1 protein-coding gene is annotated in these 692 nt (G+C 41.2%); it reads right to left on the bottom strand.

Annotated features, from left to right (window positions below; all coding sequences use genetic code 11):
* On the bottom strand, positions 1-641 hold a 641-nt coding region (locus H5058_RS18140; RefSeq protein WP_259398656.1), incomplete at its 3' end, for an IS4 family transposase.
* Positions 642-692 lie beyond the last annotated feature (51 nt).

A 692-nucleotide genomic window follows, 5' to 3' on the forward strand; every position in this document is an offset into this window, starting at 1 on the left:
GTTTGTTTTATTTCTCGATATCCTATTTCTATTTCCCAGCGATGCATGTACAAATCAGCTATTTCTTTTGATGGGTAACGCATTACATCAAGCATTGATGTAAGAATCTGATACTGCTTATTATTATGCGTGTAAGTAAGCAGCCTAGCTTCTATAAACTCTGGCAAGTCAGTAAACTTTTTTCGCGCTTGGGGCGATGTTTTAAGACGCACTAACTGGTCATTTTTACTCATTTTCTTTATGGTATCAACCGTTAAGCCTTTTCTGACAGGTATCATCCAGTGTCTTTCAGTCCCTGCTTGATGCCAACGATGCAAAAGCCCTAAAGAATAATAACCGCGATCAAATAAGGTTAATGAATTATCCGGTGTGCCTTCAATGAGCTCTTCAGCGAGTGTCATTTCCCCTTGATGCTGCCCGTTAAAAGCACAATTAATGAGTTGATGACTCGTTAGCTCCATGTGGCATACCATCCGAATTTGAGGATAGGTATTTTCACCATACTGGGTTGAGCCACACCCAAATACGTCTTTATTCTCTGGCGTATCATGTGTACGAAAGACAACCCCATCAACAGCTAATAGATTTAAGCCACAAAATGTATCGAAGTGGGCATGATTATAATGCCGTGACGCCATCATCTTGAAGACCTGCTCGACAGCATCTTCACCTAAGCGTTGTCTCGCTTGAAC

The sequence above is a fragment of the Pseudoalteromonas sp. SR45-4 genome, assembly GCF_014163535.1.
Classification (GTDB): Bacteria; Pseudomonadota; Gammaproteobacteria; order Enterobacterales; family Alteromonadaceae; genus Pseudoalteromonas; species Pseudoalteromonas nigrifaciens.